21 protein-coding genes are annotated in these 21,400 nt (G+C 39.9%); 1 reads left to right on the plus strand and 20 read right to left on the minus strand.

Annotation, left to right across the window (positions count from 1 at the left end; translation table 11 throughout):
- Positions 1-71: 71 nt before the first annotated feature.
- Positions 72-1,028 carry a biotin synthase BioB gene (bioB, locus tag BLP54_RS07285; RefSeq protein ID WP_090168198.1) on the minus strand — a complete coding sequence of 319 codons (957 nt, stop codon included), beginning with the start codon at positions 1,026-1,028 and terminating at the stop codon, positions 72-74.
- A 148-nt stretch (positions 1,029-1,176) separates the two neighbouring features.
- Between bioB and BLP54_RS07290 the strand changes: the two genes are divergently transcribed.
- Entirely contained in the window at positions 1,177-1,734 is a 558-nt protein-coding gene (locus BLP54_RS07290) for a biotin transporter BioY (RefSeq protein WP_090168200.1), read from the plus strand.
- Positions 1,735-1,748: 14 nt separating this feature from the next.
- Here the strand turns inward: BLP54_RS07290 and BLP54_RS07295 are convergent, their stop codons facing one another.
- From BLP54_RS07295 to coaE, 19 genes are all read right to left on the minus strand, one after another.
- Entirely contained in the window at positions 1,749-2,435 is a 687-nt protein-coding gene (locus BLP54_RS07295; protein ID WP_090168203.1) for a DNA alkylation repair protein, read from the minus strand.
- A gap of 20 nt (positions 2,436-2,455) precedes the next feature.
- Positions 2,456-3,127 (minus strand): methyltransferase family protein, encoded by a 672-nt coding sequence (locus tag BLP54_RS07300; protein WP_090168205.1) that lies wholly within the window; start codon positions 3,125-3,127, stop codon positions 2,456-2,458.
- A 19-nt stretch (positions 3,128-3,146) separates the two neighbouring features.
- Entirely contained in the window at positions 3,147-3,731 is a 585-nt protein-coding gene (locus BLP54_RS07305) for an ATP-binding cassette domain-containing protein (RefSeq protein ID WP_090168207.1), read from the minus strand.
- A 74-nt stretch (positions 3,732-3,805) separates the two neighbouring features.
- On the minus strand, positions 3,806-5,749 hold the full coding sequence (locus tag BLP54_RS07310; RefSeq protein ID WP_242870656.1) for a methyl-accepting chemotaxis protein: 1,944 nt from the start codon (positions 5,747-5,749) through the stop codon (positions 3,806-3,808).
- A gap of 191 nt (positions 5,750-5,940) precedes the next feature.
- Positions 5,941-6,759: an N-acetylmuramoyl-L-alanine amidase family protein gene (locus BLP54_RS07315; RefSeq protein WP_242870657.1), complete on the minus strand. Its 819-nt coding sequence runs from the start codon at positions 6,757-6,759 to the stop codon at positions 5,941-5,943.
- Between the two features lie 76 nt (positions 6,760-6,835).
- The gene (gene dhaK, locus BLP54_RS07320; RefSeq protein ID WP_090168209.1) at positions 6,836-7,831 is read right to left on the minus strand and encodes a dihydroxyacetone kinase subunit DhaK; all 996 of its coding nucleotides are present in this window, start codon (positions 7,829-7,831) and stop codon (positions 6,836-6,838) included.
- A gap of 59 nt (positions 7,832-7,890) precedes the next feature.
- Positions 7,891-8,283 (minus strand): dihydroxyacetone kinase phosphoryl donor subunit DhaM, encoded by a 393-nt coding sequence (gene dhaM, locus BLP54_RS07325; RefSeq protein WP_090168210.1) that lies wholly within the window; start codon positions 8,281-8,283, stop codon positions 7,891-7,893.
- Positions 8,284-8,317: 34 nt separating this feature from the next.
- Entirely contained in the window at positions 8,318-8,938 is a 621-nt protein-coding gene (gene dhaL, locus BLP54_RS07330; RefSeq protein WP_090168212.1) for a dihydroxyacetone kinase subunit DhaL, read from the minus strand.
- 108 nt (positions 8,939-9,046) lie between these two features.
- On the minus strand, positions 9,047-10,084 hold the full coding sequence (locus BLP54_RS07335) for a S66 family peptidase (protein ID WP_090168214.1): 1,038 nt from the start codon (positions 10,082-10,084) through the stop codon (positions 9,047-9,049).
- A 33-nt stretch (positions 10,085-10,117) separates the two neighbouring features.
- The gene (locus BLP54_RS07340; protein ID WP_090168216.1) at positions 10,118-10,690 is read right to left on the minus strand and encodes a precorrin-2 dehydrogenase/sirohydrochlorin ferrochelatase family protein; all 573 of its coding nucleotides are present in this window, start codon (positions 10,688-10,690) and stop codon (positions 10,118-10,120) included.
- A 123-nt stretch (positions 10,691-10,813) separates the two neighbouring features.
- A complete protein-coding gene (locus BLP54_RS07345; protein WP_176754498.1) occupies positions 10,814-12,880 on the minus strand; it encodes an endo-1,4-beta-xylanase in 2,067 nt (688 codons plus the stop codon).
- A 164-nt stretch (positions 12,881-13,044) separates the two neighbouring features.
- Positions 13,045-13,794, minus strand: a complete 750-nt coding sequence (locus BLP54_RS07350) for a hypothetical protein (protein WP_090168218.1) — start codon at positions 13,792-13,794, stop codon at positions 13,045-13,047.
- Positions 13,795-13,904: 110 nt separating this feature from the next.
- On the minus strand, positions 13,905-14,615 hold the full coding sequence (locus BLP54_RS07355; RefSeq protein ID WP_090168221.1) for a hypothetical protein: 711 nt from the start codon (positions 14,613-14,615) through the stop codon (positions 13,905-13,907).
- A gap of 96 nt (positions 14,616-14,711) precedes the next feature.
- The gene (locus tag BLP54_RS07360; protein ID WP_090168223.1) at positions 14,712-15,254 is read right to left on the minus strand and encodes a hypothetical protein; all 543 of its coding nucleotides are present in this window, start codon (positions 15,252-15,254) and stop codon (positions 14,712-14,714) included.
- A 763-nt stretch (positions 15,255-16,017) separates the two neighbouring features.
- Positions 16,018-17,382: a PFL family protein gene (locus tag BLP54_RS07365; RefSeq protein WP_090168225.1), complete on the minus strand. Its 1,365-nt coding sequence runs from the start codon at positions 17,380-17,382 to the stop codon at positions 16,018-16,020.
- Between the two features lie 100 nt (positions 17,383-17,482).
- On the minus strand, positions 17,483-17,758 hold the full coding sequence (locus tag BLP54_RS07370; protein WP_090168227.1) for an ACT domain-containing protein: 276 nt from the start codon (positions 17,756-17,758) through the stop codon (positions 17,483-17,485).
- A 112-nt stretch (positions 17,759-17,870) separates the two neighbouring features.
- A complete protein-coding gene (locus BLP54_RS07375) occupies positions 17,871-18,671 on the minus strand; it encodes an MBL fold metallo-hydrolase (RefSeq protein WP_090168230.1) in 801 nt (266 codons plus the stop codon).
- Positions 18,672-18,689: 18 nt separating this feature from the next.
- Positions 18,690-20,780, minus strand: a complete 2,091-nt coding sequence (locus tag BLP54_RS07380) for a cell division FtsA domain-containing protein (RefSeq protein WP_090168233.1) — start codon at positions 20,778-20,780, stop codon at positions 18,690-18,692.
- Between the two features lie 29 nt (positions 20,781-20,809).
- The gene (gene coaE / locus BLP54_RS07385) at positions 20,810-21,400 is read right to left on the minus strand and encodes a dephospho-CoA kinase (RefSeq protein WP_090168235.1); all 591 of its coding nucleotides are present in this window, start codon (positions 21,398-21,400) and stop codon (positions 20,810-20,812) included.

The following is a 21,400-nucleotide window of genomic DNA, read 5'->3' on the forward strand; positions in this document are numbered from 1 at the left end:
CTCACCTTGTTGTCCTAACTATTTGCCACACTTTTATTAGATTGTAGATGATTATACTTGGTAAGTAAAGGTTATCCTAGACAGTATCCCAACTCCTCAATGGTTTTCAAATCCTGCTCGACAGATATCCCTTTTACGGTAAGCATATTTCCTGTAATAGTCGCATTACTGCCACCCTTGAAACAAGAGATACCTGTGTCATCCAGGTAATCTCTTCCTGCTGCAAACCTAATAGAAGCTTCAGGAAGAATATATTTAAAGATAGCAACGATGCGACGAACCTCATCTTTGCTTAGTCGTTCCCTATCCTCCATAGGTGTGCCCTTTATAGGCTTTAACATATTGATAGGTACAGAGTCAGGCTGAATCTCCACAAGAGCAAATGCCATATCAATTCTATCTTCCCAAGTCTCGCCTATTCCAAAGATTCCACCGCTACATAGTTCAAGTCCTACTTCACGTACTAGCTTCATATATTCAATTTTTTCATCAGTTGTATGTGTGCTACAAACTTTCTTGAAATATTCTGGGCTAGTCTCGATATTGTTATGAACACGCTGTACACCAGCAGCCTTTAAAGCCAGCAAATCATCTTTATCAATCAAGCCCAACGAAATGCAAGGTGCCATGTCAGTTTCTGCCACAATTCTTTTTACGTTTTCACATATCTGTGCCACCTCTGATTTGTTCAATCTTCTGCCTGAAGATACCTGACAATAATGAGCAATCCCCTTTCCTGAATGAGCCCTAGCATCTGCAGCAACATATTCTGCATCTCGTACTTCAAAGGTATCAATATCAGCTTTTGAGCAACTGGACTGAGCGCAGAATTTACAATTTTCTGAACATCTACCACCCTTTACGCTCATTATGGCGCACATATCAAATACATCACCATTAAAATGTCTTCTAAGCTCATCCGCGCCGCTGCATAACTCTTCCAATGGAGCCTCAACAAGTTCAAGAGCCTCTTCCCTTGTAATACTTCCCCCATCAATAATTCTTTCTGTCAATTTTTTAATGTCCATAGTTAGTCTCCCTTCACAAGTAATCTATGTAAATGATAATTATAAAAAAATAATTGTCAACCCATTAAGATTTAAAGGTTGACAATCAACATCTACTCCATTATTATCATTATTGTTATTTCAATAAACTACTTAGGGGGACTAAATTATGGATAACACAAACATTACTACAAACTCAAAGCAGCTACTGCCTACAAAGCGTTTGGTTTTATGCAGCTTATTCGCTGCAATTCTATGCATATCAGCTTACCTTAGCATTCCAACTCCACTACCTATGGCGCCAAAGATTACTATGATGAACTTTATGGTGTTCCTTATTGCACTTCTTTTTCCTGTAGGTGAATCATTCTTAATCAGCCTTGTATGGTTTCTTCTTGGTGTGGTAGGCTTACCAGTTTTCATTGGTGGCGGTAGCGGCATCGGATATTTGATTGCACCTTATGGTGCTTACACTTGGGCTTTTCCAATTGTTATGGTGGTTCTTCCACTTATTCGCGGCAAAAAATATAGCCGACTCTGGTACACTATGTGTGCCATCATCGGCGTTTTGATTATCGATATTATTGGAATGTTATGGCTCAAAGCAACAATGAGCTATGATTTAAAAACTGCGTTCCTCACAGGCTTTATTCCATTCATACCTCTAGATCTTGTAAAGGCTGTTGTGGTAGCACAAATCATTCCAGCATTCAGAAGGCTTTTTTAAGCCTTCTTTTTTTGCTATTTAATCTTCAGCCCTCTCAAATATTCCTTCTGTTCAGGAGTAATACGATAACTTTCAATGGACTTTTGGATTGCCTTATTGTGGCACCACTGGTCCAATTTTTTATTCTCGATAAAGGTAATGGTTGCATCGTACTGCTTTGCAAGGGCTGTAGCAAAATACCAGGCTATCATCATGTTTACATAGTATTCCTCGGAATGAACTGCCGCCACCTTCTCAGGATAAGATAAATCAAAATCTTCATCTAGAAAATGTTCCATTAGCATCTTTATGCCAAAGCGTATACTATAGGCGTCGCCTGACGCAATCCATTCATCAATTATCGGCAACAGCTCGGCTTTGTGCTTTTTGAAAATCTTCGGAGACATCTGATCGCAGGTGGCCCAGTTATTCACATAAGGCAGGAATTGCTGAAGCATTTCCACACATTTCTCATAGTCCTTCATCTCCGAAAGAATAAATGCATGAAGCTGATTCTCATCAAAATAATCGTGGGGCAACTGCTTCAAAAAATCATCTATATCAGGTCTCTTTGCAAGTGTCTTTGCAAGCTTTCGTAAATCCGGAGTCCTTACTCCAATGAAATACGACACATCTACTGTAGGAATAAGCTTGGACTGAAAATCCCTGTACTCTATATCCTGAAGCTTCAAAAGCTCCTCTTTGATTTCTTCTGTAATCATAGACTCCACCTATATTATTCTCACCAGATAAATGGTATTACTCGATATTTCACTTTTTCCATATACTCCCTGTATCCAGCTAATCCTTCAGCCAGTACCTGCTCTTCGTTTTTGATTCTCTTGCTAATAATTGGGATATAAACAAGCATAATCACGAATGAAATCACGGAGCCAAGTACCAATGGCATTGCAAGGAAAAGTAACACTGTGCTCATGTACATTGGATGGCGAACTATTCCATAAAGACCTGTGTCCACCACCTTTTGATTCTCCTGGACTTCTACGGTACGAGATAAATACTCATTCTCCCTGAGCACTTCAGCATATAAAATATATGCTAACAAAAATAACACCGCAAAAATGTAAGAAAACACATCCGGCAAAACTATCCATCTAAATCTAAAATTCAGACCTGCCACTACAAAAGCAGCAATAAACATTAGTCCACTAAGAAAAACTACAGTCTTCTGCTCCGACTGTTCTTCTTTTGCATTTAGTCTCTTCTTTAAAAGCTCGGGACACTTAAACATCATGACAAAGCCTGCAATAATCATTGGTATAAAAAGAATCCCCATTAGCAGCCATCCCTGCCAGTAATAGACTGTGCCTGCTGGAATAAATATAAACGCTGCCAGCAGAACAATACCACAAAAGACCTTTGTCAGTGCCTGAACAATTAGTTTCTTTTCCATACTCAACCCCCTTATGAAATTATCCCAAGTTTATAATCTTTGCAAAATCCACTCCCTCTGGATTTCTTGTAGCCATGAGAAGTGGACGTGTACCACGAATCTCTAAAATATAAGCCTTGGCTTTTTCCCGCTCTTCTTCATTCATTCCTTCAAAAGGCTCATCCAAAACAATGAAATCTGCTGGTACAAAAAGCGCTCTTACTATCTCTACAAATCTGCGCTCCACAGGTGTCAGCTCAGAAACTGGTATGGTCTGTCTTTCAGCTGGAATAAACTTTGATAGTTCCTCTATCGCTCTTCCCTTGCTGGCCCATCTATGAACCTTTTTAACGTTCCAGATGGCATTCTTTTTCATTACAAGATTTGCATCAGCCTGTGAAACATAAGCACTTTGAAGTGTGGGATATTTGTAATCTCCCATTCTATGAATCTGACCACTGTCTGACTTTTCAAGGCCCATAAAAATCTTCAGGATTGTAGATTTACCACAACCTACTGGTCCTGTAAGGCAATAAGCCCTTCCCCACTCTACTGTGAGATTGTAGTTATTTAAAACCTGCACACCACAATAGGATTTGCAGATATCTTCTAAAATTATAGTCATAATTCCCCCATAAAAAATGTGTCATCAGGTTAGATTGTACCCAATGACACATTTCTTTTCAATTCGTTTATGCGTTATTTGAAGAACTTCATTTCTTCATTGAGCTGTTCTGCAATATCCTTAAGGTTTGCAGCTGAATCAGCAAGTGTACTTACTGTAGCTGAAAGCTCTTCTACAGAAGCACCTGTTGTCTCTGAAGAAGCTGCATTTTCTTCGGAAATAGCTGACAGTGAAGTCATGGCATTTGATACCAGTGAATTTGAGTCTACGCAGGTCTGTGCCTCATCTGAAATTCTGGCAACGCTTCGTACTGTATCCTCGATATCCTGAAGCATTCCCTGTACTGATTCGAAGGTCTTAGACAATGCCTTCTGCTGCTCTGCATTACCTTCCATAACCTGAGTAGCTGCATTAACTGCCTGCTCTGCCTCCTGAAGCAATGCATCCATCTCTGCTCTAATTTCTGAAGCAAGGCTGTCAGAATCATCAGCAAGCTTTCTGATTTCCTCAGCAACAACCGCGAAGCCCTTACCCATCTCACCTGCTCTTGCTGCCTCGATAGAAGCATTAAGAGAAAGAAGATTTGTCTGGGATGCGATACCTGCAATTCCTTCAACTCGCTCGTTGATATTTGAAACAGCATTCTGTGTTGAAGAAATTCTTGTAGAAATCTCATCAATCTTTGTGGTCATCTCACCACTTGTATTCTGGAGAATATCAAGTGAAGCTGTAGATGCCTCTGATGCTGCCTTCATTCTCTTGGCAAGCTCTGTCATCTCCACTGTAGAATCCTGAACGCTTCCTACCGCATCTGTAATCTTGTTTGTACCTTCTGCTGCTGACTGAATGTCCTCAGACTGCTGCACTGCACCACTTGCAATATGCTGAACTGAAGAAGCAACTGTCTCTGTGGTTCTTGCAATCTGATCTGCCATTGTTGCAAGCTCATCTGAAGAATCAGCAACTGTATTAGAAGAATTCTTAATGTGTCCCACAATTGTGGACAGCTTCTCTATCAGACTGTTTGTATTATTAACAATCTCACCAAATTCGTCTTTGCGATTTGTGTACTTATCAATTTTTTCAAAAATACCATCAGCAAGCTTTGCTAATGTTGCATTAACTGCCACAATTGGAGTCGTGAAACTAAGTGCCTGTAAGTATGCTAAAACAGCAGCCACTACAAGCAAAACCACACCAAGGATGATATTTGTTATTGCTGATGCTCTTGCCTCTGCTGTTACTGCAGAAATAGCCAATGCATCACAGATAATGTATCCCGTGATTGGTTCCCTTACATAGGAAACATATGTTGGTTCACCGCTGGCATTACTGATATAAGTATCACTTTCCAAATCAGAGGTTATGTATGGAGATGACGCAAAACTAACAGGCTCATCATCTACTGCTATGTCATAGAAAGCATGAGAAGCAAGAGTTCCCTCATAATCAACCAAAAATGCCTCTTCACCATCTTCACCCAAAATATCTCGGAATTTTGATAAATCAAAACTTCTATGTAAAACGCCAATAACAACACTGCCACTCACATCATAAACAGGAACAGCAATACAAACCGATCTCTTTCCTGTTGATGAACTGGTCATTACTGTAGATGTGGCGGTATTTCCCTTCATAGCATTTTTCCAGTAATCTCTCTGAGAAATATCTGCCAGTTCTCCTCCATCACTTCTAAGAATCATCTTTCCCGTTGCATCAGAAAGTGTAATGGCATTTCCATCATTGAAATAGGCATTAATTATATCCATCTGGTGTTTTAACTGAGCACCGTTTTTACCAGATTTAACATATTCAATTGTTCCTGGGGATGATGCCAGAGATTTCATAGATAATTCCGTCTCAGCGAATATTTTATTTATCTCGCTTTCGAGGAACCATGCAGACCAGGCAAGTGTGATTTTTGCATCCTCCTTTGCCTTTGTTGTGGTTCTGACATAATTAATAGTAGTAGCAGTGAGAAGTGGTAATGCTGCAAGCACTACCATTGTAATAATCAATTTGGTCTTAACACTAGAAAGAATGCTCTTTTTTTTGCATATTTACCTCCACAAAAAAATACACTACTGACAGTTACCAACTCTCCCTAGAATTAAAGAATCGCATTCATACTTGAATTCTACCACCTTTGGCAACATTAATAGTGTATTTTCTATGTAGATTATAAAATAAGATTATGAACGGCCATGGATTAATTAAAATAATTATCCAAACCATCGGCTATCCCCTTTGCCACTAATTGCTGATAAGACTCTGTTGCAAGCTTAATTTCCTCGTCTTTATTTGATATATACCCCACCTCTATAATCGAAACTGGCACCTGACTCCAGTTGATTACAGGCATTGAATCGACCTCAATAACCTGTCGTTTTTCACAACCTGTGGAGGTCACCATACCATCTAAAACACAGTCAGCCAGCTTTCTGCTGCTTTCATAGAGATTTCCATTGTATGGATTATCTGTAGTCTGGCAAACAGCAGATGCACCATGTACAGTGCTGTCATCAGAGCCATCTGCATGAATCCTGATAAAAGCCTCTGCCTTTGCTTCATTGGCTATATTGGAGCGCTCACTATTGCTTATATTTACATCATTGGTAGTACGAGTCATAACGACGGTATACCCTCGATTCTCCAGCTCCTTCTGCACCTTAAGGGCAATATCAAGATTTAACTGATATTCTGTAATACCTGTATATTTTCCAACAGGTCCATCATCCATCTTAGGCTTTTTCTTGGTGGCCTCAGGACCAATTGGCTCCTTTTTCATATCTGGAGTCTGCTGCTGACCTGCATCAATGCAAACTACATGTCCCGTTCCAGGGGTAACAACCTTAATTACAGGCTCAGTAGGTGTCTGTGTGTCCTCTTCCGTAGTCTCCTCCGCAATATCCGCAAGCGGCTCTGCCTCTGTTCTAAAATCAACAAAGTTTTTCATAAGCACCGCTATAAGACAAAATAATGTGTAAATAAGTGCTATGCAAATAATTCGCTTTGTTTTTCTCTTCATAAACACTCCCCGCCAATATCAAAAATGGGAGATGGCTTATCACCATCTCCCCTATATTATAACAAATATTTACGAATTATACTTGAACAAATGCAGGTGTATCTGCAGGAGCATCAAGAAGTTTTTTCAGCTCGTCATCAACCTTCAAAAGAGTGATTGAAAAGCCTTCCATATCGAGAGAGGTCATGTAATTTCCTACAAGAGTCTTGTGAATCTTGATGCCCTTTCCATCAAGAACTTCCTTCACATGCTTGTTTGCTACAAAGAGCTCCATTAAAGGTGTTCCGCCCATACCGTTTACCATAACAGCAACTTCGTCACCTGAATTGTAAATGCCCTCTGCAAAAATCTTATTAAGAAGCTTATCTGCAATTTCGTTTACTGTACCAATCTTCTCGCGGTTTACACCTGGCTCGCCATGAATACCAATACCGATTTCGATTTCATCCTCAGCTAAATCAAAGCTAGGCTTTCCAGCTGCAGGTACTGTACATGCATCAACAGCCATACCCATTGAGCGAACATTTGCGATAACCTTCTCTGCTACACGTTTAACATCAGCAAGGCTTCCGCCAGCCTCAGCGCATGCACCAGCAATCTTATGAACGAAAATTGTTCCTGCGATACCGCGACGTCCTGTTGTCCATGTACTATTTTCAACAGCCACATCATCAGCTGTGATAACCTGATCAACCTCAATTCCCTCGTCACGAGCCATATCAGCTGCCATCTCAAAGTTCATAACATCGCCTGTATAGTTCTTGATTACAAGAAGAACACCCTTGCCACCGTCTGCAGCCTTGATTGCCTCATAAACCTGATCAGGTGTAGGTGATGTAAATACAGCTCCAGCAATAGCGCCATCAAGCATTCCCTTGCCAACATATCCGCCATGTGCAGGCTCATGTCCACTACCGCCACCAGATACAAGCGCAACTTTACCTTTAGAGCCCCCTGCTCTTACAACAACATCAAAACCATCAAGTCTTTTGATGTACTGTGGATAAGCAGCAACCATACCTTCCAGCATCTCATCAACGATGTTATCAACCCCATTAATAAGTTTCTTCATAAAATTTTCCTCCTCCTAATTGGTCTCTCGCCTGTTACACTCTCAAGCTATCTGCACTTTTATGGTATTTTTTTTACGCCACGGCAGTCCTCCGCCGCTTTTAGGACAGCCTCCAGGTCGCTGCCCACCATAGCGCTTACTGCCGCTGCAATAGTGCCCTCAACAAGTGGAGCATCAGCCAGCTTCACCTTAATATCTTCGTCCTCCAGAAGTTCAATAGCAGTTTCAGAGCTCATTACCCCGCTTCCTAAGTCAGCTAAAACTACTACACCATCTCCGTCATTAGCCTGACGAATTGCTTCGGAAATACGAATTGCATCTGTGCCGATAGTTCCATCTTCCAAGCCCCCTGCAGCCACAATCCCCTTATGTGCTGCTGCAATCTCGGAAGTCAAATCAGTTAATCCCTCAGCAATCTTTGGGCTGTGGGATACTAAAACCAGTCCTACCATAACAAATCCCCCTGTTTGTTAATTCGTATATACGTTATGCCTTAAGGAAATCTCTGATTGTTTCAAGTGTCATTGTAAGAGATGTAGCACCTGGGTCCTGATGACCAATACTACGGTCTCCCAAATAACTTGCACGACCCTTTGTGGCTGCAATAGTCTTTGTGAATTCTATACCCTCATTAGCAGCTACGCAGGCATCGGTAAGTGCATCAGCAAGACTTGCTCCCCCAGCAAGCTTCTCTGATAAGACATCTGTTGCAGGCATAAGTGCATCAAGCATGGTCTTTTCCCCTTTTTCTGCGTGGCCACGCTTCTGGATTCCAGCAATAGCAGCTTCCATTGCAGCTTTGAAGTCGTCCCCACTGACTTCCGTTTTACCTGCAAAGACCTTTGCTGCCTCCATATAGGCAGTGCCATACAATGGTCCCGATGCACCTCCAACAGTAGACAAAAGTGTCATGCCTGTCTTCTTTAGTGCATTTCCAATATCAGCATCCTCTGGATCAACTTTTTCGATAACTGCCTGAAATCCTCTGGCCATGTTTACACCATGGTCAGCATCACCTATTTCTCGGTCTAAATCTGTAAGAAAGTCTTTATTTTCAATGATTTTCTCTGCGATTAACTTCAGGCAATCATAGACTCTGGTAGACATAAAAAATTCCCCCTTCTCCTTAGAATTTCGATACTTAAATTATACCAAAATTTAAGGAGATGGGAGAATATTTTTTGACAATTATTTTAAGTTGTGGCTCGCCTTTTACTATATGAAGTCATAGGTTAGCGTAATATTGTTATCTACAGATACGTGTACGTGTGCACCAGATATGATTGGCATGGCAGGTGCAAGATGACCTACATCTGCATCCATCACGATAGGTACATTATATTTTCCAAGGATTCCTGTTACTGCGTTATATTGATCAAGCCCCATCATCTCCTGCTTCCATGCAGCTGCAGGGCGACCAATGATAAATCCCTTCGTATTTACGAACCAGCCTGCTCTATCGAGATTCCAAAGAGCACGACGAATCGACATTACATTCAAATCGCATGCTTCCAGGAACCAGACAACACCTTTATCTTTGTAGCGCTCATTGAAAGCTGCCACCTGATCATATTTAGTACCAACAAGGTTTGCTAGACAATCAAGACAACCGCCTGTAATAATTCCTTCAAACTCAGGGACTCGGTTAGTCTCTGTTTCGCCCATAAAGAGTCTTAATTCTTTTTTCTCAGTGAGATTGTATCCTACAAAAGGATGCTCCTCGTCCTTAAGCGATTCAACTTCAAAGCTGGTATAGCCAGAAACTGATGTCTTCTTCCCTGTGAAAATATCTAATGCATCCTGCAACGCTGGCTCCAATTTTTCCATGCCAAATGCACCAATGCTTGGTCCATAAATTGCAGCAGTATCGCAAATTGTATTAAGTAAAAAAGTAAAATTAGTGTTATCGGAATAGCCCATGTACCACTTTGGTTTGGCCTCTTTGATGGCGTCAAAGTCAACATAATCCAAAGTCTCACACATGAGCTCTCCACCACCACAGGTGATAAGCATGTCATTATTTTCGCTACAGTAAAACTCAGTCAGCTCTTTCCCGCAATTTTCCGGCGATGAGCTAATTCCAACCCCATCACTTTTTCTACAATTAGGCCCTTCAATTAATTTATAGCCCATTTTCTCAAAACGCTTTTCAGCAGAATCAAGACAGCTTTTGTACGGCTCAAATGCACACCCAAAAGAAGGGGCAACAAGCCCAATTGTTCCACCACTGCGCAAGTAGGTTGGATATTTCATAATAATTATTCTCCTTTTATATATCTAGTAAAATTAAAGTGTCATGCTTATAGACATCAAAAGCTCCTGAACCTCTTCATCGGTAGGAGTTCCATCAAAGCAAAGGGCATAATCAATCAGCTGCTCAAATGCACTGTTTTGATTTGCCTTGTTAGGAAAAAGTTCCTCGATAGGATCCTTCCATTTTCCAAGCATCTCATTTAAATCGGCAAGCTTTGGTGTCAAAACTTCTTTTTCTTTATTGGCCAGAAATTTTGCTAAGGCAGAGCTTTTTCCGCTGCTTGAAAAACCGCCAACCAAATCTCCCTCCTTCACATAGGCCGGAAAACTAAAGGTTCCCAGCTCTGGATGCCCAACAATATTGACTGGAATATTGGAATCCTTGCACATCATGGATATCTGAAGATTGATTTCCTCATCATCGGTATCTACCACAACCATCTTGCGGCCTTGTATATCTGCTGGGGTAAATTCCTCCTTTGTCATAACCGTAACCTTGGCACCAAAGTCCAAAAGAGCATCAGATCTTTTCAACACCACATCACTGCCGCCGATAACCAAACAATTTGCCCCTTTTAAATCAACAAACATTGGAAAAAAAGCCATAACCCCTCCTTTGTAAAAGCTCCCACTTAGGTGTATTCTACCCTAAAACAATGAAGTAATTGTTATGGCTTTTCAATAATTAAAAAAATATTCAAGCAATATGCATTCTCTTATTTTCTATTATTACTCTAATACATAATCAAATGAGTTTCCTATCTGGCCTACGCCTATGCTGCCAAACTCGATACTTCCTCCATTTGCAATGCTTGCATTCCAGTCAACCGGTGTGATTACATAATAATCACCACTTGTTGTGACCTTTACATTCCAGCTAGAATCGATGTTTACCTGATTCTTATTTACCTTTAATGTCCATCCGTTAACTGTGTTTCCTGTGGCATTAGAAATCTTGTAGCTTACCTGATAGCCGCCTCCCCAGTTATTAATTGTATAACTAAGCTCTAATCCCTTAACTGCTGGCTGTGGAACTGGTGTTGGAACTGGTGTTGGAACTGGTGTTGGAGCTGGTGTCGGCTGAGGTGTAACTGACTGCTCAGCTACCTTCTCAAATACCCATTCCTGATTTGGATTGCCATAATATAACCACTGACATACATTGGTGCCTTCAACTTTTTTGTGCTCATAAACATCAATGTAACGCACTTCCTTAGAAGACTTTGTAGCAATAGTATAAACACCATTTGTCTTGGTATTCTTTAATAAGAACTTCTGAGCATCTCCGCCATATGCATTGTAAATACCAATATTTGCACCATCTTCAGCAGAACCATTTGCTACATCAAGCATGAAGTCGCCAAGCTTAGATGTGAGGGTAATATATCCGTCATTTGTATTCCTAACATACCATTTTTGGCCATCAAGGCCTCTTCCTGTTCCAATACAAACATTTGCTCCAGCCTTAGCTGAATCTCCTTCAACTGTAAGATACTTCTGTGAATTTGTATTCTTTAAATAATACCAGCCATCATCAATATGTGCTGTTGAATTCGTATTTACGTTTTGTCCAGATGGTGTAGGGGTTGGCTGTGGTGTAATCGTTGGTTGTGGTGTAAATGAGCCAGGATTACCAAATGTCTCTGTAAATGCCTTTACAACCTCATCATAGGCTGGCTTTTCAACACCAATATTTGACCAGATAAGTGGCTTTTCATTTCTAATCCATGTCTCTGCATCTGATGGTCCCCACCATGTGATACATGAAATGTTTCCACCATTCTTTTTTGCGGCGTTAATATTTTTAAACAGGCGATATGCGTAATTGTTCAAATCATAATCGCCTTTGTTTGTGATATCAAGCTCTGTGATCTGCACTTCAAATCCTGCACGAAGGAATGAGTTAAGTGCATTTGTATAATAATCTACTGAAGGAAAGCCTGTTCCAAGATGTGACTGCATGCCTACACCTGCACAAACCTTCTTCCCCTGATTGATGTAGTTTACTAATTTTATCACATCATTGACTTCCATGTATGTATTGTAGTCGTTGTAGAAAAGCTTAACGGAATTTGTAAGCTTGTACTGCTCAAGTACCTGATATGCGTAATTAAAAGCTTTCTTTACATATACTGCGTTTGTCTTGTTGCTTCCGTAAACAGCTTCCCAACCAGAATTCTGAGCATGAAGTGTCTCATTGCACACATCCCAATATACCAGTGTGCTACCGTATTTGCCTGAATAGAAATGTCCCATTACAGACTTAACATAAAACTCAAGACGAGCATCCATAGTAGCTGTATTTACAAATCTGCCATTTCCTGAATAATTCTCTCTGAATAGCCAGGTTGGGGTCTGTGAATGCCATACAAGAGTATGACCTCTCATCTTAAGACCATTCTCATAGCAAATTTTTACTGCTTCATCAACTGTTCTAAAATCAATTTTTGGGACATAACGCTCTTTGTAATTTGAAGGAATATAGTAACCAAGACGCTTTGCTTCATCAACCGAAATAAGAGTTGCCTGTCTGCTTCCCAAAAGGTAATCAGGCTTCATTTCATTACCAAGTGTTACTATATTGGAATCCTTTTTGATTGCATTTACAATTCTTGAATCCCTAAGCATGTGTGTATGCACACAGTTTCCAGAGTACCCATATTTTGCTCCATAGGTCTCCATTAAATTGTAGCTGGCAGCGTTGGCATCTACCTTAGATACCATAAAAAATGTGCTGAAAACTAAGGCAAGTGCCAGTACTCTTGCCATCAGTTTTCTGATTTTGAATTTTTTCATACATCTTCTCCTTTTGTGAATTGTTGCCATACTTAATGCATATTCGGACTATTTCGCCGCAGATGTCCGATATTACGCATTATTATATTGTTCGTGCAATTATATTCTAACAACCCCCAAAAAGTTACTCTTATCAAAAATTGCTTTTGAATACCTAAAAGTTGCTATCGCTTTTTTATAATTAAAATATTCGAGCAATATGCATTAACCAAATTTAAGGGATTAAGTATTCCTCCTGCGTTTCTAACAAAGGTCTCGTACTCATCATAATTAACATAATATTTTGATCCCCAGGAAGATATCTCCACCCATCTTTCTAGGTATCCATTATTCTCTCGCTCGATGATTCCTGTCACAGTAACATAGTGACTATTCACATCATCATATTTATGTTCTTTGGCTTGTTCATCAAAATATGTATCTTTAAATTTTCCATCAATATATTTATAAAACTGAATCCTATGGGAAGACTTTAGATTATAAAATGCCCAAATTACCGGCATATCTTCTAATAATGCAGCTTTCATTTTGTTATACAATGAACCCACGCCTTCGCGTCCTCTCCAGCTAGCTTTTACATTTATATTAACAGACTTGCATTTTCGCTGAATATAGGATGACATTTGCCACGGCAAAACGCCCACCCCCAGATTCAAAAGAATCTTTGAGGTGGGATACATATCAAGATAATCCTGAACCAAAGTCATAAAATCATCTTTGGAAATCTGATTTACCTGTGCAATATAAAGATAAGAATTTATAGCAGCAACGATTCCGCAACCATATTTACTAATCTTGGGACGATAGGTTTCCGAAAAAAATTCCTGCCGCCCGCCAAACAACCTAAAAATGCCATCATTTACTGATACAAATTTATCTTTTATTCCTATCCGAATTGCTGGTATATTGTCCATATACATCATCCAATGATAAATAATCTTTTCTTATTCACAAGAAGCAGATTTCTTGCCGCCTTTTCTCATTTGCCAGTATGAATTCCAGATGAAATAAACAGCTAAACTCCCTAATCTAATATACTATAGAATGAATCAATATTCTGCTCAGGTAGTGTAACTGGGTCCCAACCCTGATCCTGATAAGCCTTGATATTTAGGTCGTTTGCAAAAACATAATTTGAAATAATCTGTGCTCTTACCTTCTCTCTAGCATCATCATCACTAGAGACCTTTTCAAAATCATCAAAATGCTCGCCAAAAATTTCCTTAGCAGAATCAAGATAATTACTACCATCTTCAACTATATCCATGCTTGTCACTGAATATCCTTCATCAGTAGTTTTCATATGAATGCAGCCAGGATATGAACCCCCTGAAACACACTCAAGTGTATCTCCCTTCAAATCATAATTCATGTACCAGAAATCACCATATACCTTGATATCTTCTTTATTGCTCTCATCCTGATAAATAATATTGACGATTGGAATAGCAACATCTGCCGAATCATAATTTGCTGCAAACTCATCATTTATATATTTATACAATACACTATAAAACAACTCTGGACCTGGGTATTCATATGCTGGAATGGTTGCACTTTCAGATGTGCTGTTATCAGCTTCTTCTGAAGCTTCCTCGGATGCCTCAGTCTCATTTGTTTCAGTTTGAGATGCAGTTGCCTGCTCAGACTTTTCACTCTGTGCCCCACAACCAACTAATCCCGTCACCAATGCACCTGCCATAACCAATGCCAATATTTTTCTTACTCTACACATTTTAAGCCCCCATTTTTTTCATATTTCAATGCCTTATACACTGCTTATATAATATCATAATTTAAATCACAATAGTGTCACTGTGCCGCTTATTCCTTAGAGATATTCTGCTATTTTTGCTGCTACCACTTGAATATTCAAAGGTGCTTCTTCGTATTTAGATCTAACCATTTCACCGTTCACTGTCTCATATTGAACCTTCATAGGAATACTATTTTTATTTACTTCATAGGATTTTTTCCATTCATATATGTACTGCTCTATAGGCATTTGTATTGGCTGAACTATATTTTTTCGGCCTTCGCATAAACATCTATAGGTATCCTCAACACTATTTTCATTGTATCTCGATATTAAATTTTTAAGAATTTTTTGCTGATTTTTGAGTACTCTTTGAATATTCAATTCATAATCCAGCTGAGCGCGATTCTCGGCTAAATATCGTTCAGACTTCTTTAAATATCGTGATTGTTTATCCTCAGACGTTTTCAAATAATATTGATATGTCATTCCTTTCTTGATAGCTCTGAGATTACTTGGCGGAACATTTCTTAAATTTGCCAAATTCCTTTCATTTTTTTCCAGAGCTTTATTTACTTTGCTCAATTCTTCCTGCGCAATTGCTACTAGGCTTTTCATAATTATTGACTCCTAACTAATTTTTTCTGAACAAATAAATCCGTTTTCACACTTGCATACTGCATTTTCTTTTCAGACTACATACTTTTTGGCCTTTTCTGCCTTTTGGTATGCTGCTTCTCCTTGCAGGCTACATACTTTTTGGCCTTTTCTGCCTTTTGGTATGTTGCTTCTCCTTGCAGGCTACATACTTTTTAGCCTTTTCTGCCTTTTGGTATGTAGCTTCTCCTTGCAGAATACATACTTTTTGGCCTTTTCTGCCTTTTGGTATGCAGCTTCTCCCTGCAGACTACATACTTTTTGGCTTTTTCTGCCTTTTGGTATGTAGCTTCTCCTTGCAAACTACATACTTTTTGGCCTTTTCTGCCTTTTGGTATGTAGAAAGTGTTCTACCAATAATTTGTCCTTAATTGTTATGACCCATAATATTTAATTCAACCCAACCTGGAATGATAAAAGAAAACTAAAGAAATAATATCTATAGAATTATCATTTTGAGTAATCTAGGCTCCTATATTGCACCTATATAGTCATCGCCTAAATCAATAGTTGACATTGTAGCACATAGATTAATTAAAAAAAAGTTTTATATTTAAAATATAATGCTAAAAAATACGATAATAAAAAAGCACCTCATGTCAAAAACATAAGATGCTCAAAATAAATCTATTAATTTTAAAAATGAAAAGCCTATAAAAGCTAGCTTTTGCCAGGCAACATTTCCTGAAAGAAAATGTTGCGCCATGTCCGGTTTACAATACAACTAATTCTTAAATGAATGAATAGGGGCAGGAATACGACCCTTACGATTAATAAAGTCTGCGCAAGAGAACTTATTAACAGGCATGATTGGTGCATATCCAAATAATCCACCAAACTCTACTGTGTCGCCAACACCCTTACCTATAACTGGGATAAGACGGGCTGCTGTAGTCTTCTGGTTAACCATACCAAGTGCCATCTCATCTGCAATCATACCAGAAATTGTAGTAGCAGGTGTATCTCCTGGAATAGCAATCATATCGAGACCTACTGAGCAAACACATGTCATAGCCTCAAGCTTTTCAAGAGTGATTGCACCAGCCTCAACAGAATTAATCATACCCTGATCCTCTGATACAGGAATGAAGGCTCCTGAAAGTCCACCTACGTAAGAGCTTGCCATAACGCCGCCCTTCTTAACCTGATCATTGAGCATTGCAAGAGCTGCGGTGGTACCTGGAGCACCAGCGTACTCAAGACCAATCTCACAAAGAATATCTGCAACCGAATCTCCAATAGCTGGAGTAGGTGCAAGTGATAAATCAATAATACCAAATGGAATGCCAAGACGCTTAGAAGCCTCCTGTGCAACAAGCTGACCTACACGTGTAACCTTGAAGGCTGTCTTCTTGATTGTCTCACAGAGAACCTCGAAGCTCTCGCCACGAACCTGCTCAAGTGCCTTCTTAACAACACCAGGACCAGATACACCAACATTGATAATAGCATCTGCCTCGGTAACACCGTGGAAGGCACCAGCCATGAATGGATTGTCGTCTGGAGCATTACAGAATACTACAAGCTTCATGCAGTCAACAGAATCTCTATCCTTTGAACGATCTGCCACCTGAAGAAGGATATCACCCATAAGGCGAACAGCATCCATATTGATACCTGTCTTTGTAGAAGCTAAATTTACTGAACTACAAACTCTCTGTGTCTCGCAAAGAGCCTGTGGAATAGAACGAATAAGCATCTCATCTGCTGTAGTCATTCCCTTAGAAACAAGAGCTGAATAACCACCAATAAGATTAGCGCCAACAGCCTCTGCTGCCTTATCAAGTGTATGAGCCAAAGTAACGAAATCCTCTGGCTTCTTGCATGCAGCGCCACCAATAAGCGCGATAGGTGTAACAGAAATACGGCGGTTTACAATAGGAATGCCATAGTCTCTTTCGATTTCCTTTGCAACCTTATCTAAATCCTTCGCAACTGTAGTGATACGATTATATACGTTTTCATTAACCTTCTTTAAATCTGAGTCAATGCACTCAAGAAGGCTGATACCAATAGTGATTGTGCGGACGTCAAGTGTCTGCTCCTCCACCATCTTGTTAGTTTCGATTACTTCACGTAAATTTACCATATATCCTCCTTTATACGGGAAAGCAGCACCCATGCAAATTGCCTTCGGCAATGGGTGCGCTGTGATAAACAGGTTCTCCCCCTTCGGGGTCCCCCCCTATTTATATTCTGTGCATCTTCTCAAAAATCTCTTCTTTTTGAGCCTTTACCTGAACACCAATCTCATCTCCAAGGCTCTCTAAATCCTTCTGAATTTCTCCAAAATTCTTTGTTGCCTTTTCGATATCTACAATCATCATCATGTTGAAGAATCCTTGAACAATAGTCTGTGTAATATCTAAGACATTTACCCCGCTCCCTGCTAAATAAGTGCAGATACGAGCAATAATACCAACTGTGTCTTTACCAACTACGGTAATAATAACTTTGTTTTCCATAAGAATTCTCCTTTTCTATTCCGCTAGTTACAGTAACAATCCTTAGTGTTTCTTCATTCAGTTATAGAATGCTTCATTCAGAAATCTAAGAGATTGTTACTTACTAGCTCAATTAAATAATTATTCTTTCTGAGACGTCACTACGTGACGCGACAGTTATATCGAAATCACTCGCATTGTATGGAGTGCTTTCATCCATGTTAACCTCCAGACGCACGGTCTCATAAGCCAGGTCTGGATAATTGTTTTCATTACTAAGATGCCCTAAGAAAACATGCTTAATATTGTCATTAAGTATTGAGCTTAAAAGCTTTCCACTGGCCTCATTAGAAAGATGTCCATAATTTCCTAAAATACGCTGCTTAAGTGGATAAGGATAGGAACCAACCTCCAACATGTGGATATCGTGGTTTGCCTCAAGCAAAAGAGCATCCAAATTTGTTAAATTATCAACAATATAGCCATCATAATAACCTAAGTCAGTACATACTGCAACCTTAGAATTAGCATTTTCTATACGATATGCAACTGGGTCTGCAGCATCATGGCTGATATGAAACGGGTGAATATTAAGACTACCTATAGAGAAATCCTCATCGGGCTTGATGACATGAAAAAGTGTGTCATCAATGGCCCCAAGGCTTTTCATAGAACGTATTGCTCTGATTGTAGGTGCCGTAGCGTAAATCGGAATATGGTATTTACGGGAGATTACTCCAAGTCCAGACACGTGATCTGAATGTTCGTGAGTTACCAGCAGGCCAGCCATATCGGCGGTGGTGTAATCATATTTGTTCATCCCCGCCTCTATGCGCTTTCCTGAAATACCTGCATCGATCATTACATGTGTGCTGTCATCTCCAACACAGATGCAATTGCCGCTGCTACCACTTGCAATACTAAAAAAATCCATTATAAATATATCTACTTTCTATTTTATTATAGCTTCATTATCCCAATATACTTCAATCTCGTCATTCTCATGAAGCTCATCTGAATAGCCGCACTTATGTCCATTAATCTTTGTGATGAGTGGACGTCCATTGCTTTCGTTCGGATCGAAGTTGATTACATTATAAATATCTACAAAGATATAATCCTTCTTTCCGCAAAGCACTCTCTTCTTTCCATTGATGGTGATTGGAAGCTCTGTTGCCTCATCCTTCATCTTAGTGTGAACATCAGTGATATTCTCAGGTGCAACATCAATATCATAATCCTCTGGCATACCTTCATCATCCTCGGCAAGATAATCTCCTGCATAGGCTACCGGTGTAGTGGTAGTCCAATCAATAACGAAATTTTCATATACCAATGAGTCAAGGCTGGATGGACGATGATTAACGAGAATCTCGTAGCGATCATCGATAGTCACATCCATAAACTCTGCCAACTGACCAACTGTATAGAATGGGCGTGTTTCAATAACATCTCCATCCTTAACTGAATATGTTGATGGCTCCATAGAACCATTAACTTCAACAAACTTTGGACACTTAACTCTGTGTCCACATACTGTGAAATACAGATACTCTGTAGTGAATTCCTCCAAATCAGCGATGGTGCCATTTCCACCTGCGCCAACTGTAGAAGGAACGAACTCAACATCACAGTTGAACTCCAGAGGAGTATTAATTCCTACTGGCTTTCCATTCATTTTAACAACTGCAGATTCACCCTCGACACCGCGAATCATACGTGAAACACCATTGACCGTGAAATTGATTTCCTTACCACGGCGTGGGAACAACTGCTCAGCAGAGAAACCTGCCTGCATAGCAGCGTCCACAATTGTAAGCTGTCCATTATCGTAAAGCTTCATCATCTCTCCATTAAAGTGAATCATGATGAAGTTGTTCTTTGTCTCATAGTAATTCAGGCAGATACCAATTGGAGTAACGAGAAGTGAATCCTTCTTAATATCCTCCTGCTCGAAGATGACATTCTTCATGACTTCCTCGCCACGAAGAGCAACACGCTCGTCAACAATCTTTAAATCATTGGCAAGTGCCTCGGTGAAGCCATGAATCTTTCCGCCTCCACCAACAACGAAAGCTGCTGAAACAGATTTGTCGCCATTGAGCTCCTTAATCTTTGAAGCAACCTCGCTGGCAATCTTTTCCATAATTGGATTAGTGAGCTTATATACTTCCTCAGATTTGATGGTGTGGCTGATGCCCATAATATCTTCGTAGGTGATATCTCCACCTTCTGTAGAAGCTCTCTTAATCTGCTCTGCAGTAGCAAAATCAACTAAATATTCATGAACCAGAACCTCAGTAAGCTCATCACCGGCCATAGGAATCATGCCGTATGCAATGATACTGCCATCTTTTGTGACACAGATATCAGAGGTACCTGCACCAACATCAACAAGGGCGATATTAAGCATTCTAAAATTCTGTGGAATAGCAACATTAATAGCTGCGATAGGCTCCAATGTAAGATTAGCAACTGTAAGACCAGCTTTGCCAACAGCAGCATAAAGTCCATCTACAACATCCTCAGGAAGGAAGGTAACGATGATATCCTCTCCGATAACATCTGCCTTGTGATCCTCAAGAGATGAGAATGGATCTCCATTAAGATAATATCTAACTGTAGAATAACCTACACAGAAGAACTTGTATTTACTGTCCTCGGCACCACCTTTGATTTCCTTACCAGCCTGCTCGATTCCAAGCATATCAAGTGTATGTAAATCCTCGCCTGAAACTACAGTCTCCTCTGGATATTCCAAATCCACATGTGTAGTAATAGTACGAAGCACACGACCAGCGGCAGCTATACAAACCTCTGTAAGAGTGAGGCCTGTCATACTCTCAAGTTCCTTTTTAACCTCGTCGCAGGTAGCTCCAACTCGACCTATATCGTGAATCTGTCCGTCCAGCATGGCACGAGTATCGTGTTCACGTAATGTCTGAGCAATAACGTGAAACTCCCCATCCTCAAGATAGCCAACTGTACCGATGACATTTCTTGTACCAATATCCAAGCCAAAAACAATGTCCTTCTTTTCCATAGTAAAAATCCCCTTCAGCATTTTTTAATCTATCTAAGTAATGCCTTTAGCTGAGCAAGTGTCCCCTCTTTGCTGCCGCTATTATCTATGACTTTGTCACAGTGCTCTCTAAAACTCTCGTCAGAACGCTGTACTTTAAAGGTATTTTCAATGCGTTCTTTAGAGTAACCCCTGGATTCCATGAGCCTGATTTCGCGAACCTCAGGGCTGGCATAAATATACCACATCTCATCCACAAGTTTACCATATCCACATTCTATTAACAATGCAGCTTCTAAGAAAAAATACTCTATATTGTGCTTTTCTTTTTCCTCTTCTACCTGATTTAGTACTTCTTTTTCCACAGCAGGATGAACGATGGAGTTTACTCCACTTAGAAGCTCATCATCTGCGAACATGTACTTTGCCATAAGAGGTCTGTCAATTTCTCCGGACTCGTCCAAAATAGAGGTAGGCCATTTTAAAGCCACTACCTCATCAAAACACTTATGACCACTTGTCATAAGCTGTGCTGCCACCTCGTCGGCAAGCACTACTTTGCAATTAAAATTTTCTTTTAATAAAGAGAGCACCGTGCTTTTGCCAGCGCCGATGCCCCCTGTAATTCCTATAAATTTCAT

The organism is Pseudobutyrivibrio sp. 49 (genome assembly GCF_900100545.1).
In the GTDB taxonomy this organism is placed as follows: Bacteria; Bacillota; Clostridia; order Lachnospirales; family Lachnospiraceae; genus Pseudobutyrivibrio.